Source organism: Pseudomonas sp. P9_35, assembly GCF_034008205.1.
Classification (GTDB): domain Bacteria; phylum Pseudomonadota; class Gammaproteobacteria; order Pseudomonadales; family Pseudomonadaceae; genus Aquipseudomonas; species Aquipseudomonas kilonensis.
In genome coordinates this window covers 1,780,664-1,795,580 of record NZ_CP125373.1, presented here as the reverse complement: position 1 = coordinate 1,795,580, position 14,917 = coordinate 1,780,664, and the positions used below count along the sequence as shown (strand labels likewise).

Annotated in this window: 14 protein-coding genes, 1 tRNA gene and 1 pseudogene; 13 read left to right on the top strand and 3 right to left on the bottom strand. The window is 60.8% G+C overall.

Going from position 1 to position 14,917, the window contains the following annotated elements:
* Positions 1 to 4: 4 nt before the first annotated feature.
* From QMK47_RS07995 to QMK47_RS07950, 10 genes and pseudogenes are all read left to right on the top strand, one after another.
* Positions 5 to 730 (top strand): urea amidolyase associated protein UAAP1, encoded by a 726-nt coding sequence (locus QMK47_RS07995; RefSeq protein WP_253472210.1) that lies wholly within the window; start codon positions 5 to 7, stop codon positions 728 to 730.
* Between the two features lie 11 nt (positions 731 to 741).
* Positions 742 to 1,383 (top strand): urea amidolyase associated protein UAAP2, encoded by a 642-nt coding sequence (locus tag QMK47_RS07990; RefSeq protein WP_253472208.1) that lies wholly within the window; start codon positions 742 to 744, stop codon positions 1,381 to 1,383.
* 285 nt (positions 1,384 to 1,668) lie between these two features.
* Positions 1,669 to 5,310, top strand: coding sequence for an urea carboxylase (gene uca, locus QMK47_RS07985; RefSeq protein ID WP_320390027.1), 3,642 nt, complete (start codon positions 1,669 to 1,671; stop codon positions 5,308 to 5,310).
* 22 nt (positions 5,311 to 5,332) lie between these two features.
* Positions 5,333 to 7,111, top strand: a complete 1,779-nt coding sequence (gene atzF / locus QMK47_RS07980) for an allophanate hydrolase (protein ID WP_320390026.1) — start codon at positions 5,333 to 5,335, stop codon at positions 7,109 to 7,111.
* 251 nt (positions 7,112 to 7,362) lie between these two features.
* Positions 7,363 to 7,980: pseudogene (locus tag QMK47_RS07975) on the top strand (GGDEF domain-containing protein); the annotation flags it as partial.
* Positions 7,973 to 8,191, top strand: coding sequence for a cysteine-rich CWC family protein (locus QMK47_RS07970; RefSeq protein WP_018606955.1), 219 nt, complete (start codon positions 7,973 to 7,975; stop codon positions 8,189 to 8,191). The pseudogene QMK47_RS07975 and the gene QMK47_RS07970, both read left to right, overlap by 8 nt.
* A 35-nt stretch (positions 8,192 to 8,226) precedes the next feature.
* Entirely contained in the window at positions 8,227 to 8,919 is a 693-nt protein-coding gene (locus tag QMK47_RS07965; protein WP_253472202.1) for a pseudouridine synthase, read from the top strand.
* 311 nt (positions 8,920 to 9,230) lie between these two features.
* The gene (locus QMK47_RS07960; RefSeq protein WP_024616094.1) at positions 9,231 to 10,115 is read left to right on the top strand and encodes an alpha/beta fold hydrolase; all 885 of its coding nucleotides are present in this window, start codon (positions 9,231 to 9,233) and stop codon (positions 10,113 to 10,115) included.
* A gap of 162 nt (positions 10,116 to 10,277) precedes the next feature.
* A tRNA-Gly gene (locus QMK47_RS07955) sits at positions 10,278 to 10,351 on the top strand.
* 128 nt (positions 10,352 to 10,479) lie between these two features.
* A complete protein-coding gene (locus tag QMK47_RS07950) occupies positions 10,480 to 11,061 on the top strand; it encodes a hypothetical protein (protein ID WP_258690531.1) in 582 nt (193 codons plus the stop codon).
* 119 nt (positions 11,062 to 11,180) lie between these two features.
* On the opposite strand, the gene QMK47_RS07945 is transcribed toward QMK47_RS07950, so the two are convergent.
* The 3 genes from QMK47_RS07945 to QMK47_RS07935 all read right to left on the bottom strand — a co-directional run bounded on the left by QMK47_RS07945 (position 11,181) and on the right by QMK47_RS07935 (position 12,981).
* Positions 11,181 to 11,366, bottom strand: coding sequence for a hypothetical protein (locus QMK47_RS07945; protein ID WP_253472198.1), 186 nt, complete (start codon positions 11,364 to 11,366; stop codon positions 11,181 to 11,183).
* A gap of 130 nt (positions 11,367 to 11,496) precedes the next feature.
* Positions 11,497 to 11,691, bottom strand: a complete 195-nt coding sequence (locus tag QMK47_RS07940) for a hypothetical protein (protein ID WP_024616091.1) — start codon at positions 11,689 to 11,691, stop codon at positions 11,497 to 11,499.
* Between the two features lie 807 nt (positions 11,692 to 12,498).
* The gene (locus QMK47_RS07935; protein ID WP_024616088.1) at positions 12,499 to 12,981 is read right to left on the bottom strand and encodes an Lrp/AsnC family transcriptional regulator; all 483 of its coding nucleotides are present in this window, start codon (positions 12,979 to 12,981) and stop codon (positions 12,499 to 12,501) included.
* Between the two features lie 144 nt (positions 12,982 to 13,125).
* Between QMK47_RS07935 and QMK47_RS07930 the strand changes: the two genes are divergently transcribed.
* The 3 genes from QMK47_RS07930 (at position 13,126) to QMK47_RS07920 (ending at position 14,692) form a co-directional block, all read left to right on the top strand.
* The gene (locus QMK47_RS07930) at positions 13,126 to 13,755 is read left to right on the top strand and encodes a LysE family translocator (RefSeq protein WP_253472196.1); all 630 of its coding nucleotides are present in this window, start codon (positions 13,126 to 13,128) and stop codon (positions 13,753 to 13,755) included.
* A gap of 275 nt (positions 13,756 to 14,030) precedes the next feature.
* Positions 14,031 to 14,333, top strand: coding sequence for a type II toxin-antitoxin system HigB family toxin (locus QMK47_RS07925; protein ID WP_024616086.1), 303 nt, complete (start codon positions 14,031 to 14,033; stop codon positions 14,331 to 14,333).
* The gene (locus QMK47_RS07920; RefSeq protein WP_018606969.1) at positions 14,333 to 14,692 is read left to right on the top strand and encodes a helix-turn-helix domain-containing protein; all 360 of its coding nucleotides are present in this window, start codon (positions 14,333 to 14,335) and stop codon (positions 14,690 to 14,692) included. Before QMK47_RS07925 ends, QMK47_RS07920 begins: the two co-directional genes overlap by 1 nt.
* Positions 14,693 to 14,917: the final 225 nt, after the last annotated feature.

The following is a 14,917-nucleotide window of genomic DNA, read 5'->3' as shown; positions in this document are numbered from 1 at the left end:
TCCCATGACCGACTCGACCCAATTGTTTACACCCTTCGCCGAAGAAATGCTGCCCGGCGGCGGCCACCGTTCCTTCGTGCTCAAGCGCGGCCAACTGCTGCGCCTGACCGACCTGCGCGGCGGGGCCAACGTGAGCCTGACGATGCTCAATGCCAACGAAAAAACCGAACGCCTGAACCTGCCCGACAGCCTCAAATGCCAACACACCGCCAAGCTCACCGCCGGCCATTGCCTCTACTCCGACATGGGCCGGGTGCTGGCGGCCATCACCGCCGACACCTGCGGCTGGAGCGATAGCCTCGGCGGCGTGCTCTGCGCCGAGGAAGCCGCTGAAAAATATGGTCAGGGCCGCTACCAGGAACTGCGCAACGGCTTCTTTCGCAACGGCACCGACAACCTGCTGGTGGAGCTGGGTAAATGGGGGCTGGGCCTGTCCGACCTGCTGATGACCCTCAACCTGTTCAGCCGGGTCGATGTCGATGAGGCCGGCGGCTTTCACTTCGTTGAAGGCAACTCCCAGGCCGGCGACTACATCGAGCTGTACGCGCCGATGGACACCCTGATGGTGCTGACAGCGCTGCAACACCCGATGGACCCGAACCCGCAATACGCCCCGCAACCGCTCAAGCTCAGTTGGATGAACGCTGACGCCAGCGTCGCCGAGCACTGTCGCCATTCGCGCCCGGAAAACCAGCGCGGCTTCATCAACACCGACCGCCTGTTCGCCTGAGGATCGCTGCCATGTCACTCGCCATCGCCACCGTAAAAAAGCAGCCTGACGCCGCCATCTATCGCGCCACCATCCCCGCCGGGGAACCGTGGCTGGTGGAGGTCAAGAAGGGCCAGACCCTGCGCATCCTCGACCTGGAAGGCAACCAGGCGGTCGATACGCTGTTCTACAGCCTGGTCAACCCCAAGGAACGCTACGACGTGCAGCGCACCCTGCGCCGGCAGAACAGCGTTTACCTGAGCACCGGCAGCGTGCTGTATTCCAACCTCGGCCACCCGATGCTGACCATCGTCGAAGACACTTGCGGGCGCCACGACACCCTCGGCGGCGCCTGCGCCCAGGAAAGCAACACCGTGCGCTACGCCCTGGAAAAACGCTACATGCACAGCTGCCGTGACAACTACCTGCGGGCCTGCGCCCACGACGGGCGGCTGGGCAAGGGCGACATCGGGCCGAACATCAACTTCTTCATGAACGTGCCCGTCACCGCCGACGGCGGCCTGACCTTCGAAGACGGCATCTCGGCGCCGGGCAAATACGTCGACCTGCAGGCCGAAATGGACGTGATCGTGTTGATCTCCAACTGCCCGCAACTGAACAACCCCTGCAACGCCTACAACCCCACGCCAGCGGAGCTCTTGATATGGAACTGAAACTTACCCGCCTGCGCCGCTGGTTGTTTGTGTTGTGCCAGAGCCGGTCGGGGCAGTGCATCAAATAACGCCCTGATCCCCTGTGGGAGCGAGCTTGCTCGCGATAGCGGTCTATCAGTTACATCAAGGTTGGATGTACCACCGCTATCGTGAGCAAGCTCGCTCCCACAAGGGGGCAGTGGTGTTTGGAGGTTTGTCGCCAGGGACGACCCCGGCGGCCATCGAAAACTGCGGGACGGCCCGCATCCCAGTTCAGGCAGCACGCATGCCTGAGGGGGCAATGCCATGTTCGAAAAAATCCTGATCGCCAACCGTGGCGCCATCGCCTGCCGCATCCTGCGGACCTTGCGTGAGCTGAAGGTCGAGGGCGTTGCGGTGTATTCCCAGGCCGACGCCGCCAGCTTGCATATCCTCCAGGCCGATGAAGCCCACTGCCTGGGCGAAGGCGCGGCGGCCAATACATATCTGGCGGTGGACAAGCTCCTGGCGATCGCCAAAAGCAGCGGCGCGACAGCGATCCATCCCGGCTACGGCTTTCTCTCGGAAAACGCCGCCTTCGCGCAAGCGTGCGAAGCTGCCGGTGTTGCCTTCATCGGTCCGACGCCAGACCAACTGCGTGTGTTCGGCCTCAAGCACACCGCCCGCGACCTGGCGCGCCGGCACGGAGTGCCACTGCTCGAAGGCACCGAACTGCTCGACAGCCTCGACGCCGCGCTCTTGGCAGGCACCCAGCTGGGCTATCCGGTGATGCTCAAAAGTACCGCGGGCGGTGGCGGTATCGGCATGCGTGTGTGTCGCAGCGCCGCCGACCTGAGCGAATCCTTCGAAGCGGTCAAGCGCCTGGGCCAGAACAACTTCAGCGACGCCGGGGTGTTCATCGAAAAGTACATCGAACGCGCGCGGCATCTGGAAGTGCAGGTATTCGGCGATGGCCAGGGCCAGGTGATCGCCCTGGGCGTGCGCGACTGCTCGGTGCAACGGCGCAACCAGAAAGTCCTCGAGGAAACCCCGGCGCCGAACCTGCCCGAGGGCATGGCCGACGAACTCTGCGCGGCGGCGATCCAACTGGCCCAGGCCGTGAACTACCGCAGCGCCGGCACCGTGGAATTCGTGTTCGACAGCGACGCCGGGCGCTTCTATTTCCTGGAAGTGAACACCCGCCTGCAAGTGGAGCACGGCGTCACCGAGCAGGTGTGGGGCGTGGACCTGGTGCGCTGGATGGTGCAATTGGCGGCCGGTGATCTGCCGCCACTGAACGAGCTCGGCCAAGGTTTGAAAGCCGAGGGCCACGCGATCCAGGCGCGCTTGTATGCCGAGGACCCAGGTCGGGATTTCCAGCCAAGCCCGGGGCTGCTGACCGCCGTGAAATTTCCCCAGGCCGACGGCAAGGCACTGCGCATCGACACCTGGGTCGAGGCCGGTTGCCAGATCCCGCCCTACTTCGACCCGATGATCGCCAAGGTCATTCGCTGGGCGCCGACCCGCGAGCAGGCACGCCTGGGCTTGCACCAAGCGCTGGACGACAGCCTGCTGTACGGCGTCGAGACCAACCGCCACTACCTGCAACAGATTCTCCTCGACACACCGTTTGCCAGCGGCCAACCCTGGACCCGCTGCCTGGAGGCGTTGGTCTATCGCGCCAACACCGTTGAAGTGCTCAGCCCCGGCACCCAGACCAGCGTCCAGGACTATCCCGGCCGCCTCGGTTATTGGGCGGTGGGGGTGCCGCCGTCGGGGCCGATGGACAGCCGTTCGTTGCGCCTGGGCAATCGCCTGCTGGGCAACGAAGAAGGTGCGGCGGCATTGGAAATCACCATGAACGGGCCGCTGCTGCGTTTCAACTGCGCTGCCCGAGTGGCGGTGACCGGTGCGGTGATTGCCCTCACGCTCGACGGCGAAGCGGTGCCGATGAACACACCGTTGTCGATTGCTGCCGGCGCCACCCTCGCGATCGGCAACATCTCTGGCGCCGGGGCGCGCAGCTACCTGTGCCTGCAAGGCGGCGTGCAAGTGCCAGATTACCTGGGCAGTAAAAGCACCTTCACCCTCGGCCAGTTTGGCGGCCACGGCGGACGAGCGCTGTGTACCGGCGACGTGTTGCACCTGGCGCCGCTGGACGAACACACGACGCTGCCGCCAACGAGCGCGCCGATCCTGGAACTGCCAAGCGTGCGGCAGATCCGCGTGATCTACGGCCCGCACGGCGCGCCCGAATACTTCACCGAGCACTACATCCAGACCTTCTTCGACACGGCCTGGGAAGTGCACTTCAACTCCAGCCGCACCGGCGTGCGCCTGATCGGGCCGAAACCCGAATGGGTCCGCGCCGACGGTGGCGAGGCCGGGCTGCACCCTTCCAACATCCATGACAACCCCTACGCCATCGGCGCCGTGGACTTCACCGGCGACATGCCCGTCATCCTCGGCCCCGACGGCCCAAGCCTGGGCGGTTTCGTCTGCCCGGTGACGGTGATCGAAGCGGACCTGTGGCAGTTGGGGCAACTCAAGGCGGGAGACAAGGTGCGGTTTGTGCCGGTAGATATCTCCACCGCCCGCTCACTGGCCCTGCAATGGTCCCCCTGTGGGAGCGAGCTTGCTCGCGATAGCGGTCTGTCAGTCCCATCGATTCTGGATGTCCCGCCGCTATCGCGAGCAAGCTCGCTCCCACAGGGAGTGGTGTCGCCTGTGGTGTTGGATATCGGCCAGGACGATACCCGCCTGGTGGCAAGGCTATCTGGCGACACCCACCTGCTGCTGGAAATCGGCGCCCCCGAACTGGACCTGGTGCTGCGCTTTCGCGCCCATGCCTTGATGCAGGCGTTGGAACACAAACACCTGCCCGGCGTGATCGACCTGACGCCGGGCATTCGCTCGCTGCAAGTGCACTACCAACCCGAGCAAATGCCCCTGGCCGATCTACTGAATATCGTCGCCGGTGAGTGGGACGCGGTGTGCGCCGCCCAGGACCTGCAAGTGCCGTCGCGCATCGTCCACCTGCCGCTGTCCTGGGATGACCCGGCCTGTCAGCTGGCCATCGAAAAATACATGACCACGGTGCGCAAGGACGCGCCCTGGTGCCCGAGCAACCTGGAGTTCATCCGGCGCATCAACGACCTGCCCAACCTCGATGAAGTGCAACGCACGGTGTTCGACGCCAGCTACCTGGTGATGGGCCTGGGGGACGTCTACCTCGGCGCGCCGGTCGCCACGCCGCTCGACCCGCGCCATCGACTGGTAACCACCAAATACAACCCGGCCCGCACCTGGACCGCAGAAAACTCGGTGGGCATCGGCGGCGCCTACATGTGCGTGTACGGCATGGAAGGTCCTGGCGGCTATCAGTTCGTCGGGCGCACGTTGCAGATGTGGAACCGTTATCGGGACGTCGCCGCCTTCGACGGCAAGCCGTGGCTGCTGCGGTTCTTCGACCAGATCCGCTTCTATCCGGTCAGCGCCGACGAACTGCTGCGCATCCGCCGCGAGTTCCCCCTGGGCCGCTTCGACCTGGAGATCGAGCACAGCCAGCTCAACCTCGCCGACTACCAGCGTTTCCTGGTGCAGGAAGCCGACGGCATCGCCGCGTTCCGCCAACGGCAACAAGGCGCCTTCGACGCCGAGCGCGAGCGTTGGATCGCCAGCGGCCAGGCGCACTTCGACAGTGAAGAACCGGCCATCGCGCCGAGCGAAGATTCGCAACTGACTGACGGTCAACTGAGTGTCGACAGCCACATCGCCGGCAACCTCTGGCAGGTGCAGGTAGACGTTGGCGCACGGGTCGCCGCCGGCGATGTGCTGGTTATTCTCGAGTCGATGAAAATGGAAATCCCGCTGCTTGCGCCCTCGGCCGGCGTGGTGCGCGAGGTGCGTGTCCAACCCGGTTCTGCAGTGCGCGCCGGACAGCGCGTCGTGGTGCTGGACCGTGACTGAACTCAATCAAAGGATTAACACCATGAACTTCTCTCTTCGCTTGGACGACCTGCGCAATACCTACCGCAGCGGCGAACTGACGCCACGCCAATTGCTGTTGGGCCTGCGGGAAAAAGCCGCGGCGCTGAACCCGGACTATCACCTGTTCATCCACCTGCTGACGGCAGAGGAGCTGGAACCCTACCTGACCGCATTGGAAAGCCGCGACTTGGAGAGCCTGCCGCTGTACGGAGTGCCGTTTGCCATCAAGGACAACATCGACCTGGCCGGCATTCCAACCACCGCCGCCTGCCCCGCGTTTGCCTACGTGCCAGACCTTTCGGCGACCATTGTCGAGCAGTTGCTGGCACTGGGCGCGATCCCTCTGGGCAAGACCAACCTCGACCAATTCGCCACCGGGCTCAATGGCACTCGCTCGCCCTACGGCGCCTGCCGCAACAGCGTGTTGCCCGACTATCCGGCAGGCGGTTCGAGCGCCGGCTCGTCGCTGGCCGTGGCCCTGGGCGTGGCGAGCTTTGCCTTGGGCACCGACACCGCCGGCTCCGGGCGGGTGCCCGCAGCGTTGAACAGCCTGGTGGGGTTGAAGGCCACCCTGGGGTTGATCTCCACGGCGGGCGTGGTCCCGGCCTGTCGCACGCTGGACTGCGTCACCACCTTCACGGCGACGGCCAAGGAAGCCAGCCAGCTCTTGGCGCTGACAGCCCGTCCAGACCCTCGTGACGACTACAGCCGCCACAACCCGCAGTGGAACGACGGCGCCGCGTTCGGCGCGCCCCGGCGCTTTCGCTTCGGTGTGCCGCGCCAGCAGGACCTGGCATTTTTCGGCTGCCAGGAAGGTCCGCAACTGTTTCAGGAAGCCATCGACCGACTCGAACGCCTGGGCGGCGAAGCCATGGAACTGGACTTGTCGCCGTTCCTGGAAGCCGCACGGCTGCTGTATGAAGGCCCCTGGGTGGCCGAACGCTACAGCGTTGCCGGCCCCTTGATGGAGCGTGAGCCGGAAGCCGTACTGCCGGTCATCCGCACCGTCCTGGCGAAAGCGCCTACGGTGGATGGAGTACAAACCTTCCGCGCCCGCTACCGTTTGCAAGCACTCAAAGCCCAATGCGACCGGGCCATGGACGCGCTCGATTGCGTACTCACACCGACCATCGGCCGGCCGGTGACCCTCGCCGAACTGGCCGCCGAACCGGTGCTGCGCAACTCGGAGCTGGGTTACTACACCAATTTCATGAACCTGCTGGACTACGCCGCCGTCGCCGTTCCCAGTGCGTTCATGGGCAACGGCTTGCCTTGGGGCGTGACGTTGTTCGGTCGAGCCTTCACCGACCAATACCTCTTGAGCGTGGCCGATGCCCTGCAGCGTCAACAGGACAAGGCCTTGCCCGTGCCCGCCAAGCCGGCGCGCCACGACCGGGCGCGGCTGGTGGTGTGTGGCGCACACCTGGACGGGTTGGCGCTGAACGGGCAACTCAAGCAACGCGGTGCGCGTCTGATCGAGGCCACCCAAAGCTCAGCGGATTACCGCCTCTACGCCCTGGCCGGGGGCCCACCCCTGCGCCCCGGCATGCTTCGGGTCAGCGAGGGCGGCGTGGCAATCGAGGTGGAGGTCTGGGAACTGCCGAGCAGCGAACTGGGTTCATTCCTGACTGGCATCCCCGCACCGTTGGGGCTGGGCAAGGTGCAACTGGCCGATGGTCGCTGGGAAAGCGGATTCATCTGCGAATCGTACGGCCTGGACGGCGCTCGGGACATCAGTCACCTGGGGGGGTGGCGGGCTTATCTGCGTAGCCTGGAATAAGGCTGAACCTGTGGCGGGGGAGCTTGCTCCCTCCCCATGGTCCTACAAACCTGCAAATCCGAATGTCTTTTCCCACAAGGCCACTAAACTGATTTCATTGGGTCTGCGCCAAGGGAATCGCCATGTCGCTCCGTTCGCCGTTGTATTCCCAGCGCAAGCCGCTCCTGGCGGTGGTGACGCTGCTCGGTATAGGTTTCCTGATCATTGCGTTGCTGGGCTATTACGCAGCCCATGCCTCGGTACGCGATAACATCCTCAAGACGCTGTACGTGAACCTGCTGATCGGCATACTCGTGACGCTGGCAGTCCTGGCAATCCTTTATCGGTTGATCAACAGCTACCAACAACGCATCGACGCCCAGGCCACCCTCGACAGCCTGACCGAACTACCCAATCGCCGTGGTTTCGACCTGCTGGCCGTGCAAGCCCTGCACGAAGCCCAGCGCGAGCCCAAACCGTTGACTGCGCTGCTGGTGGAACTGGACGATTTCAAGCGGTTGGACACCACCCATGGTCATATCGCCACCGATCAACTGCTGACCGGGTTCGCCCGCGACCTGACGCAAAGCCTGCGGTATTCGGACATCGTGTGCCGCTGGAGCACGGAAGCCTTTGTCGTCCTGCTCAAGGACACCGACGGACAGACCGGTCTGAAAATCGCTGAGAAAATTCGTCAGCACATCGAAAAGCAGCGCTATTTCTGCAGTGGAAACCAATTGCTGGTCACCGTCAGCCTCGGCCTCACCACCTTGCAGGACGAAGACACCTTGCACAGCCTGCTGTCGCGGACCGATCATGCGCTGCAACGCGCCCGGCAGACCGGGTGCAATCGAACCTGCGTGGAAATGCCTCACTCCAGTTATGAATAAACCCGATCTTTGCCCGGCCTGCGGCGGTGCCAATGACTGCACCCTGGCCGACCCACGAACCGCCGACCGCGCCTGCTGGTGTTACGGCGTGAGCATCGACCCGGCCGTGCTCGAGGCATTGCCAGCCGAGCTGCGTGATCAGTCCTGCCTGTGCCCACGCTGCGCCCAGGTCGAAGCCCAGTTGCGCGCCAAGCCCCAGCCGATCGCGTAAGATGCCCGCCCTCCGTTGCCTTGCCTGAACTGCCCATGCGCGTCGACCGTTTCCTCAGTAATCTGCCGCGATTCAATCGCCAACAAGTGCGCCTGTTGCTGGTGGAGCGCCGGGTGCGGATCGACGGCCAGACCGTCAGCGATCCCCATGCACAAGTCCGTGAATTCAGCCGTGTAGAAGTCGACGACGAAGTGCTGCAAGCAGGCCGGCCGGCGCGCTACTTCATGCTGCACAAGCCGCCCGGCTGTGTCAGTGCGACTCGCGACCCGCAACACCCCACTGTCCTCGACTGGCTGGACGAACCGGACAAGGACGACCTGCACATCGCCGGGCGCCTGGATTTCAACACCACCGGGCTGATGCTGATCACCAATGACGGCGCCTGGTCGCGGCGCCTGACCCAACCACAGACCAAACTGCCCAAGGTCTACTACGTCGAAACCGAGCAAATCATCACGGCCGAATACGCCGACACCTTTGCCCGGGGCCTGTACTTTGCCTTCGAAGACCTCACCACCCAACCAGCAGAGCTGACGCTGCTGGGGCCCAGATCGGCGCGCTTGAGCATCGTTGAAGGGCGCTATCACCAGGTCAAGCGCATGTTCGGCCACTTCAACAACAAGGTGCTGCGCCTGCACCGCGAGCGCATGGGCCCGCTGACGTTGGACGCCCATCTCGAGCCGGGCCAGTACCGCGCCTTGAGCCTTGAAGAAGTCCATCTCATCTGAACCTGCTACCGCTGGGCAGAAGTGTCGAACAATTTTCCGATAGGTACTTGCGCAACGGTCGTCCCCCTGCTTGAATCAGGTCGTCGGCCGAAATGTGACCGATGAGTCACAACATACTTCCAAGAAACTTTTTGCCGGCTGGAACCCTCAGGTTCCGCCTTGTCCCGCCGGCGAACTGCCCGCCTATAACAATACCCGTCGACCGTTTTTTTTGGATCGACATGGGCTTTATCTTCCAGGCGTATGCCTACCTGTCACATTGCCCGTGCAATCTCATTGCGCGCATACCCGCTTGCCAGGAGTCTTATGACATGAGGCCAGAAATCGCTGTGCTGGATATACAGGGTCAGTATCGGGTTTACACGGAGTTCTATCGCGCAGACGCCGCACAAAAGACCATCATCCTGGTCAACGGCTCAATGGCCACCACCGCGTCGTTTGCACAGACCGCCAAAAACCTCTACCCGCAATTCAATGTTGTGCTGTACGACCAACCCTACGCGGGCAAGTCAAAAGCTCACAACCGACATGAGCAAATGCTGACGAAAGAGATCGAGGGCCAGATTCTCCTGGAACTGATCGACCACTTCGCCGCCGAGCACGTGCTGTCGTTTTCCTGGGGCGGCGCCGCTACGCTGACCGCCTTGGCGCAACGGCCACGGCGCATCGAAAAAGCGGTGATCAGTTCGTTCTCGCCGGTGCTCAATGCGCCGATGCGCGACTATCTGGAACGCGGTGTGGATTACCTCGGCAGCCTGGACGGCGACCGTGTCGGGCACTTGGTCAACAGCACCATCGGCAAGCATTTGCCGCCGCTGTTCAAGCGCTTCAACTATCGCCATGTCAGCAGTTTGGCCGAGCATGAGTACGGGCAGATGCACTTCCACATCAGCGATGTGCTCCACAGCGACCAGCTGTGCTACGTCAACGCCGCGAAAAAAATCAACGTGCCGGTGTTGTTCCTGAACGGCGAATGGGACGAATACACCGCGGCCGACGACGCCAGGCTCTTTGCCGATCACGTGCAGTACAGCAGCTTCAGCACACTGCAAGCCACCGGGCACTTCCTGGACATGGAACACAAAGCCGCCTGCCGCGACAGCCGTAACGCCTTGCTGGGTTTCCTCACACCGGAACACCACGAAAGCCGACCGCGCTATAGCTACGTACAGGGCTACCATGCACTGGCCATCTGAAACCGAGTCCTGGCGAGCAAGCCCCGTCCTGCGCCTTCAGCAACGGGACTTGCCCGCCAACGACCGCTCTGGTTTGAGGCTCGCATAGACGACTGACCGCACGTTGCGTGAAGAAAAACTTCAAATCCGTGCCCACATCTGGTACAAAGTCAGCCGCTCTGAGCGGGTGTCGTATAATGGCATTACTCCAGCTTCCCAAGCTGATAACGAGGGTTCGATTCCCTTCACCCGCTCCAATCGAATTCTGGTCCTGCGTCGTATGTTTTTTTGGCGAGGGATTAAAAAACCGGCTCTTGGTGGCCGGTTTTTTTTGGTCTGGAATTTTGTGGGATTGGCACCCGAGTACCTATGAAGGAGAGCAAGGATGCACCTGATTGACTCATATCTGCCTACGTATCAGTTCAGTGAATTGCATACCATGGACATCCCCGTAGACCCTTCCCATGCCATGGCGGCAATCCTCGCCCATCGCCCCGAAGACGATCGTTTTTTTCGGTATGCAATCAAGCTTCGCGAACTCCCCATGCGCCTGCTGGGTCGATCCCGGCACCCAGAGGCTGATCAACGCGCTTCTTTCGGCATGGATAATTTCACGTTGCTTCAGCGCAACGGCGATGTAGAGGTCGCTTACGGGCTCGCCGGCAAGCTGTGGAAAGCTGACTATGGTCAAGTCGTTGTCGCGGATGCCGAAGCGTTCGAGCTATTCAATGAGTCGGGGAATGTGAAGCTGGTCATTAGCTTCACCTGCCAGTTGCTGCGACCGGGCTTGACGAGGGTCACCACGCAGACACGGGTGCATTGCCTCGACGCGGATGCGTTGCGAAGTTTTACGTCGTATTGGTATTTGATTCGGCCGGTCAGCGGGCTTATCCGTCGGCGCATGCTGAAGGCTATTGCGAGGCGTTGTGCAGCAGGCGCTTTGAAGAGCAGTACGCCAAGAGCATGAATGAGCGCTCATGAAGAAGATTTCACCGCGCCCTCGCCAAGAGGGGAACTGGTAGGCGGCAAGGGTGCCGACCGAACCGGATTGGGCTATGCCGAAAAAAGTATTTGGGCGACAGAGAATCAAACATGTTTTGCGATAAAAGCGACGACGGCAAACAGAGTCAAGGCGAACGCAGCACCGATGCTGAACGGCAGCAACGTAACGCGGAGCGTGGTCGGAGCCGGGCGTCTCATCTCTTCAGCTAACGCCTCTACCTCTTGATGCAATTGCTCGATGCTTGCTTGATAACTACGAGGTGTAGGCATGTTTCTTTCTCCTCCGAGGTCGTGGGTCGCGCTGAGCCTGAACCATTTCGAGCAATGTGAGCCGTATGCTTGCGAAGCTCAAGTACCAGTAATGTTGGGTGGGTATTGGCGCATTCTGGCGAACCAGCGCTCAAATTTTAATCCCAAAACCCGCAACGGCGACAAGGGCGGTCGCAACCCCTGCCCCTACTGCGTACGGGTACCAGAAGGCCTCGTGCTTCAGCTTCGTTTCCTCGGCCGTAAGTTTGCGAGTCTCAGCCAACAGCTTTCGGGTTTCGACCAATAGTTTATCGAGTTCTAAATTATCGCGGTCGTTCTGAAGCATTGATCATCCTTCCAAGGTTTGAGCCGCCGCACCAAGCGTCGTTTTCTGCGAAGCCGGCAAAATCTGTCGGACGTCAATGGCTTATCACTAATCGTGCAGTCCGTTCTGCGGGGCACTATTTCCTATCTACCCTGCTGTGGATAGCGGGTAACTCCCGCTTCGTTTGTAGGCAAGATCAGAGAGTTGCGTACGACAGAGAATCAACTGTTTTTCGGTCAGTTGATCGTCTTGTTGGCGCTTGTTTTTAGGTAGAGGCAACCTCGGACATAGTCCTGAGAACAAATGAGTCCCGTGGCGAGGGAGCTTGCTCCCGCTTGAGTGCGAAGCGCTCACAAGAGGGGCCGCTGCGCAGCCCAGCGGGAGCAAGCTCCCTCGCCACGTATTGCATGGACCCGGGAGATTTGTAGGCAAAATCCGAGAATTGCGTAGGGGGTGCGCTTACGTTGCTTTTCGGCGAGTTTTCGCCTTGCTGCCCTTGTCCTTCGATGGCTACTCTCCAGACGTCGCTGCAAATTCAGCGACCGGGCCTAGGAACCCGTTGAATTCAAGGCGCACAGCGCCCATAAAACTGCAGGCGTTTTTTGTGTTTGCGATGATGTTTTATGGCGGCTGTGCATGGGACACCCTCGGGTGTGCCGGGTGCCTTGATTCCCGGTTCCTAGCCCACGTACGGCCGCCACCCGAATCTAGGAAAGGATGGCGGCGGTTTCTCAAGTCCCCGACCGACTCCCACCTAACGACAAAACAAAAAGCCCCGGCGTTTTTCGCAGCGGGGCTTTTTGTATCTTGGCCGCCCACTTGTGTCGTTCATTGCTCAGTCCCCGGCAAATGCCCCAACGGCAACGCCCCCGGCGTCTTCACCGTATGAATCGCAAAGTTGCTCCGGATATCACTCACACCCGGCAGTTTCAGCAGCCGCCCAGTGAGAAAACGGTCGTAGGCCCGCAAATCCGGCACCACCACTTGCAACAGAAAATCCGATTCGCCTGACACCAGAAACGCCGAGATCACTTCCGGCAACGCCGTGACGGCCTGGCGAAACGCTTCGGCTTGTTCGTCGTTGTGCCGTTCAACTTTCACGCCGACAAAGATCGTTAATCCGAGGCCCACTTCATCACGGTCCAGGATGGCTTGATAACCGCGAATGACACCGGCTTCTTCGAGCATCCGCACGCGGCGCAAGCAGGGCGACGGGGACAGGCCGATTTCTTCGGCCAGTTGTACGTTGCTCAGGCGGCCGTCCCGTTGCAGCGCGGCGAGGATTTTGCGGTCGAAGGCGTCCAGTTTCATGGATTGGCAGATTCCGATTTAATGGCACGAATAAGTGGCAGGTTATGCCAATTAGCAACGCTTTAGAAGTTGACTTCGCAACCACCTGCCCTACCTCTCGGCTCTAGACTGACGCTATCAAATCGTCGCTCAAAGGGGTGTCACGTGGCAGAGCTCTGGTTGTTCCTGATGGCCTTGATGGTGGTCTACGTGTTGCCCGGGCCGGACATGATTCTGCTGCTGCAAACCGGTGCCCGTCAGGGCAGGGGCGCGGCGCTGGCGACGGCGGTGGGCCTGGGGGTTGCTCGTGGGTGTCATGTTGCATTGGCGGCGTTGGGGCTTTCGGCCTTGTTCAAGACAGCACCATGGACATTCGATGTGGTGCGCCTGGCCGGGGCTGCCTACTTGTTATGGATCGGTTTTCAATGCCTGCGGACCACCTTGTTGCCGAGTTTTGAAAGCGCCGCTGTCGAGGCCGGAAAGCGGCGTTGGCACCAGGCGATTCGGCGTGGGCTGCTGACGAACCTGCTCAACCCCAAGGCCTTGCTGTTTTGCTCAGTGCTGTTGCCGCAGTTCATCGATCCACAAGGCGGACCAGTGCTGGGGCAATTCGCGACTCTGGGCATGGTACTGGTCGGCGTCGGCCTGCTATTCGATAGCGCCTATGCATTGGCGGGTGTCGCACTCGGTCGCTGGCTTCAGCGTTCGCCTTCGGCCCAGCGCGTGCAGCAGTGGTTGTTTGGCAGTCTTCTGATTGGTTTTGCGGTACGGTTGACGTTTGTGCAGCAGTCATAGCGACCGTAGTTTCGCGAAGTGGCTCCTGGTATTTGGACTGTAAATCCAGGAGTTGCTTCGCCCCCCAGCGGGAGCAAACGCCCTCGCCACGAATACATTTTTCCTTCTAGATCATAGGCTGCGTGGCCGTTATCCATTGTCTACCTCGCAACTGATAACAGCGCACTAGCATGGGGTGCTAGGGGTCGAGCAAATCGTTCATCAACCTTCCCAACAAACCCAATTGCAACGCCGGCCCAGTCAGACTAGACTCCTCCCAAAATGGGAGAAAATAGGTGCGAATTATCGCGAGAGGTACCTTGCGGGAATTTTGGGAAAGCAATCCAGCTTATGCCGATTCCCAGACGCCATTGGTTGAATGGTATCGACACATGGAGAAAGCGACCTATCGAACGCCTCAAGAGATTAAGGCTGAACTCAGAACAGCCAGTATTCTCAAAAGCGCCAGGGTTGTATTCAACATCGGCGGTAACAAATACCGAGTAATTCTGGCAATCGATTATCAGCGACAGCTTGGTTTTGTACGATTCGTCGGCACCCACGCCCAGTACGACCAAATCAACGCGGAGACCGTATGATGAACATCAAACCCATTCGCAACCAGGATGACTTGAATGCAGCGTTTACTCGCATCGAACAGCTCTGGGGTGCGGAAGTCGGTTCGGCTGAAGGCGATGAACTGGAAATCCTTGCCTTGTTAATCGAAAAATACGAGGACGAGCACTACCCGATGCCCCCCTCCGATCCAATTGAGGCAATTAAATTCCGAATGGATCAACAAGGCTTGACTCCGCGTGACTTGGAACCGTTCCTTGGTTCGAGCGGCCGTGTGTCTGAAGTGCTGAACCGCAAACGCAAGTTGAGTCTGGCGATGATTAAACGCCTGCACGACGGATTGCGAATTCCTTACGAGAGCCTACTGTCGGACGTTGCGTAATACATAACGACTCAACACCAATCTGCAGCAGCATCTCAAGATCAAAAAAACCGGTCCAACATGGCCGGTTTTTTTGCACTTTTTTCTGCAACAGCTAAAACTCGAGGGCTGCTTCGCCCCCCAGCGGGAGCAAGCTCCCTCGCCACACAAGCATTACGTCCGGCTTCACATCCCGAAATAAACCCGTCCCGCCTCGCCGCCGCCCTTGTGCGACGCCGCTTCTAG

What these genes read in the sequence shown, in the direction of transcription:
- QMK47_RS07995 (WP_253472210.1), top strand. Translation starts at nt 5, where the DNA reads ATGACCGACTCGACCCAATTGTTTACACCCTTCGCCGAAGAAATGCTG.
- QMK47_RS07990 (WP_253472208.1), top strand. Translation starts at nt 742, where the DNA reads ATGTCACTCGCCATCGCCACCGTAAAAAAGCAGCCTGACGCCGCCATC.
- uca (WP_320390027.1), top strand. Translation starts at nt 1,669, where the DNA reads ATGTTCGAAAAAATCCTGATCGCCAACCGTGGCGCCATCGCCTGCCGC.
- atzF (WP_320390026.1), top strand. Translation starts at nt 5,333, where the DNA reads ATGAACTTCTCTCTTCGCTTGGACGACCTGCGCAATACCTACCGCAGC.
- QMK47_RS07970 (WP_018606955.1), top strand. Translation starts at nt 7,973, where the DNA reads ATGAATAAACCCGATCTTTGCCCGGCCTGCGGCGGTGCCAATGACTGC.
- QMK47_RS07965 (WP_253472202.1), top strand. Translation starts at nt 8,227, where the DNA reads ATGCGCGTCGACCGTTTCCTCAGTAATCTGCCGCGATTCAATCGCCAA.
- QMK47_RS07960 (WP_024616094.1), top strand. Translation starts at nt 9,231, where the DNA reads ATGAGGCCAGAAATCGCTGTGCTGGATATACAGGGTCAGTATCGGGTT.
- QMK47_RS07950 (WP_258690531.1), top strand. Translation starts at nt 10,480, where the DNA reads ATGCACCTGATTGACTCATATCTGCCTACGTATCAGTTCAGTGAATTG.
- QMK47_RS07945 (WP_253472198.1), bottom strand. Translation starts at nt 11,366, where the DNA reads ATGCCTACACCTCGTAGTTATCAAGCAAGCATCGAGCAATTGCATCAA.
- QMK47_RS07940 (WP_024616091.1), bottom strand. Translation starts at nt 11,691, where the DNA reads ATGCTTCAGAACGACCGCGATAATTTAGAACTCGATAAACTATTGGTC.
- QMK47_RS07935 (WP_024616088.1), bottom strand. Translation starts at nt 12,981, where the DNA reads ATGAAACTGGACGCCTTCGACCGCAAAATCCTCGCCGCGCTGCAACGG.
- QMK47_RS07920 (WP_018606969.1), top strand. Translation starts at nt 14,333, where the DNA reads ATGAACATCAAACCCATTCGCAACCAGGATGACTTGAATGCAGCGTTT.